The organism is Roseateles sp. P5_B10 (assembly GCF_056400485.1).
This window is the reverse complement of the sequence record NZ_JBFULE010000505.1, coordinates 1-3867: the sequence shown is the minus strand read 5'-3', so window position 1 is coordinate 3867 and position 3867 is coordinate 1. Positions and strand designations below refer to the sequence as shown.

Here is a 3867-nt window from a genome sequence, read left to right as displayed (position 1 = left end):
GTCCCCCAAGGGGACGGCGATGCTTGCCGGATCGACCGGCAAGCACATCGCCAGATGCGGGCCGGCTCGGGGGCGGCCCAGCGCTCGGCCCACAAAAAGGCCGCCCTGTGGCGGCCTTCTGCTTGCTGGAGCCTGATTTACTTCTTCGGCGGCATCAGCACGCGGTCGACCACGTGGGCCACGCCATTGGTCGCGACGATGTCGGCCTGCTGCACGACGGCATCGTCCACCGTGACGAAGCTGCCAGCCTTGGCCAGGGCCAGCGTGGCGCCTTGGTGGGTCTTGGCGGTGCCCGGCTTCACATCGGCGGCCGCAACACGGCCATCGATGACGTGATAGCCCAGCACTGCCTTGAGCTGGGCCGGGTCAGCGGCCAGCGCTTCCATCGTCTTGGCCGGCACGGCCTTGAAGGCGTCGTCGCTGGGCGCGAAGACGGTCAGCGGACCGGCGGCACGCAGTTCGTCGGCGAGGCCGGCTTGGGCTACCAGGCGGTTGAAGGTGCTGAGCTGCGGGTCGCGGGCCAGCGTCTCGGCCAGCGGCGCCGGCGCGGGGGTGGTAGCGCAGGCGACCAGCCATGCGCTGGCGGTCAACGCGATCAGGGATGTGCGACGGGTCATTTCGGAAGCTCCGGTGTGGTCGGGAAACGATAGGCCGGCACTCTAGAAGCGCCATATGACGCTCGCGTGAATCGAAAATGACAGTGTCACAAAGCGGTTCAGGCGGCTTCCCAGCCGCGCTTTGACGCGCTCCAATGGCCGGATCGATGACTGGGCAGTCACTCAATCGTCACATTCGATCCCTAGGATGCCGGTCATCGTCAAACCCGCCCTGCGGAAGGTGTCTCAGATGAAATTTGTCCAGGTCAGCAAGTCGCTCGCGATCGTCGTGAGTTTGTTCGGTGCCCAGGCGGCCCTTGCCCAGGACGTGACCGGCGCCGGCGCCACCTTTCCGGCGCCCATCTATGCCAAGTGGGCCGATGCCTACAACAAGGCCAGCGGCGCCCGCATCAACTACCAGTCGGTCGGTTCGGGTGCCGGCATCCGCCAGATCAAGGCCAAGACGGTCGACTTCGGCGCTTCCGACATGCCGCTGAAGGACGAGGAACTGGCCAAGGACGGCCTGCTGCAATTCCCCATGGTCATTGGTGGCGTCGTTCCCGTCGTCAACATCAAGGGCATCGCCCCGGGCCAGATCAAGCTGACCGGCGCCGTGCTGGCTGACATCTACCTCGGCAAAATCACCAAGTGGAACGACGCGGCCTTGACCGCGCTGAACCCAGGTGTCGCCTTGCCGGACGCCACCATCGCCCCCGTGGCGCGCGCCGACGGTTCGGGCACGACCTTCATCTTCACCAACTACCTGTCCAAGGTCAGCGAGGACTGGAAGAGCAAGGTCGGCGAAGGCACGACGGTCAAATGGCTGGCCGGTACGGCCGGCAAGGGCAACGAGGGCGTCGCCGCCTTCGTGCAGCGCCTGCCCAACTCCATCGGCTACGTCGAGTACGCCTATGTGAAGCAGAACAAGATGACCTACGTCCAGCTGAAGAACAAGGACGGCCAGTGGGTCAACCCGAGCGACGACGCCTTCAAGGCCGCCGCGGCCGGCGCCGACTGGAACAAGACCTTCTATCAGATCACGACCGACCAACCGGGCAAGACTRCCTGGCCGCTGACCAACCCGACCTACATCCTGATGTTCAAGTCGCAGGACAAGGCGGCGCAGGCCGGTGCCGCGCTGAAGTTCTTCGAATGGGCCTACGGCAACGGCGACAAGATGGCCGACGACCTCGACTACGTGCCGCTGCCTGCCGCCGTAAAGGATCTGGTGCGCAAGCAGTGGGGCGAGATCAAGGACACGTCCGGCAAGGCGGTGGCCTACAAGTGATGCCCGGGCGCTGAACCTGGCCCGGCCTCGCCGGGCTTCGTTACATCAGGCGCCTTTTCTCTCTCAGACCCCAGGAGGTTCCTTGGCAGCCATCCTTCCAGCCGGCAACGCAGGCGCTGATCGAAGCGAACGTCGCTCGCATACTTCACCGATGGAACCCAAACCCCAGCGCCGCCGCGTCGCCCCCTGGGCTGACGCGCTGTTCGCGGCCCTGTCGCAGGGTGCAGCGTGGCTGACGCTGCTGTTGATGGTCGGCATCATCGGCTCCCTCATCATCGGTGCCACGCCGGCGCTCAAGGCCTTCGGCCTCGGCTTCCTGACCAGCGCGGAATGGGACCCGGTGCAGGAGAAGTTCGGCGGCCTGGTCATGATCTACGGCACGCTGGCGAGCTCCTTCATCGCGTTGGTGATCGCCGTGCCGGTCAGCTTCGGCATCGCCATCTTCCTGACCGAGCTGTCGCCCAGCTGGTTGAAGCGCCCGCTGGGCATCGCCATCGAGCTGCTGGCTGCCGTGCCCTCCATCGTCTACGGCATGTGGGGCCTGCTGGTGTTCGGCCCCATCCTGGCCACCTTCGTGCAGGCGCCCTTGCAGGCGATGCTCAACGGCGTGCCCTTTCTGGGTTCGCTGGTGTCGGGCCCGCCGGTGGGCATCGGCATCCTGTCGGCCGGCATCATCCTGGCGATCATGATCATTCCCTTCATCGCCTCGGTGATGCGCGACGTCTTCGAGGTCACGCCGCCGATGCTGAAGGAGTCCGCCTACGGCCTGGGCGCGACGACCTGGGAGGTCGTCTCCCGCGTCGTGCTGCCCTACACCAAGACCGGGGTCGTCGGCGGCGTCATGCTGGGTCTCGGGCGCGCGCTCGGTGAGACGATGGCCGTCACCTTCGTCATCGGCAACATGAACCAGCTGAACTCGCTGTCGGTCTTCGAGGCCGCCAACAGCATCACGTCCACGCTGGCCAACGAGTTCGCGGAAGCCGGCGAGGGCCTGCACCAGGCTTCGCTGATGTACCTCGGCCTCGTCCTCTTCCTGATCACCTTTGTCGTGCTGACCATCTCCAAGCTGCTGCTGATGCGCCTGAAGAAGAGCGAAGGAGCCCGTTCATGAGCTCAACCACCCTCGACGCTCGCCGGCTGGCGATGCACAAGAAGCGCAAGCGCACCAATGTCATCGCGCTGGCGCTGTCCCTGGGCGCCATGGGCTTCGGTGTGTTCTGGCTGGTCTGGATCCTGTTCGAGACCATCTACCTCGGCATCGGCGGCCTGACCCTGTCCACCTTCACCGAGATGACGCCGCCGCCGCAGGGCGAGGGTGGAGGCCTGGCCAACGCCATCTTCGGCAGCTTCGTCATGGTGGGCCTGGCCACGCTGATCGGCACACCGGTCGGCATCCTGGCCGGTGTCTATCTGGCGGAGTACGGACAGAAGACCTGGCTGGGCAGCGCGGTGCGATTCATCAACGACATCCTGCTGTCTGCGCCGTCCATCGTCGTCGGGCTGTTCGTCTACGCGATGGTCGTGGCCAAGCTGAAGAGCTTCTCCGGCATGGCCGGCGCGCTGGCCCTGGCGCTACTCGTCATCCCGGTCGTCATCCGCACGACCGAGAACATGCTCAGCCTGGTACCCAACGCGTTGCGCGAAGCCGCCTACGCCCTGGGCACGCCGAAGTGGAAGGTCATCCTGACCATCACGCTGAAGGCGGCCCGCGCTGGCGTCCTCACCGGCATCCTGCTGGCCCTGGCTCGCGTGTCCGGCGAGACCGCACCGCTGCTGTTCACGGCGCTGTCCAACCAGTTCTGGACCAGCGACATCAGCTCGCCGATGGCCAGCCTGCCGGTCACCATCTTCAAGTTCGCAATGAGCCCCTACGAGAACTGGCAGAAGCTGGCCTGGGCCGGCGTCTTCCTGATCACCGTGGGCGTGCTGCTGCTGAACATCCTGGCCCGCGTGCTCTTCAAGAACAAACACTAAGGACTGACC

4 protein-coding genes are annotated in these 3867 nt (G+C 65.5%); 3 read left to right on the top strand and 1 reads right to left on the bottom strand.

Translation table 11 applies throughout. The features are described 5' to 3' along the window. Nucleotides 1-137: 137 nt before the first annotated feature. On the bottom strand, nt 138-617 hold the full coding sequence (locus AC1DU6_RS22810; protein WP_457325954.1) for a fasciclin domain-containing protein: 480 nt from the start codon (nt 615-617) through the stop codon (nt 138-140). Between the two features lie 229 nt (nt 618-846). Here AC1DU6_RS22810 and pstS point away from each other — a divergent pair, with 229 nt between their 5' ends. From pstS to pstA, 3 genes are all read left to right on the top strand, one after another. After that, on the top strand, nt 847-1884 hold the full coding sequence (gene pstS, locus AC1DU6_RS22805) for a phosphate ABC transporter substrate-binding protein PstS (RefSeq protein ID WP_477859799.1): 1038 nt from the start codon (nt 847-849) through the stop codon (nt 1882-1884). A gap of 151 nt (nt 1885-2035) precedes the next feature. Continuing rightward, entirely contained in the window at nt 2036-2995 is a 960-nt protein-coding gene (gene pstC, locus AC1DU6_RS22800; protein WP_457445679.1) for a phosphate ABC transporter permease subunit PstC, read from the top strand. Beyond that, nucleotides 2992-3858, top strand: coding sequence for a phosphate ABC transporter permease PstA (gene pstA, locus AC1DU6_RS22795; protein ID WP_457325194.1), 867 nt, complete (start codon nt 2992-2994; stop codon nt 3856-3858). The genes pstC and pstA overlap by 4 nt, the downstream gene beginning before the upstream one ends. Nucleotides 3859-3867 lie beyond the last annotated feature (9 nt).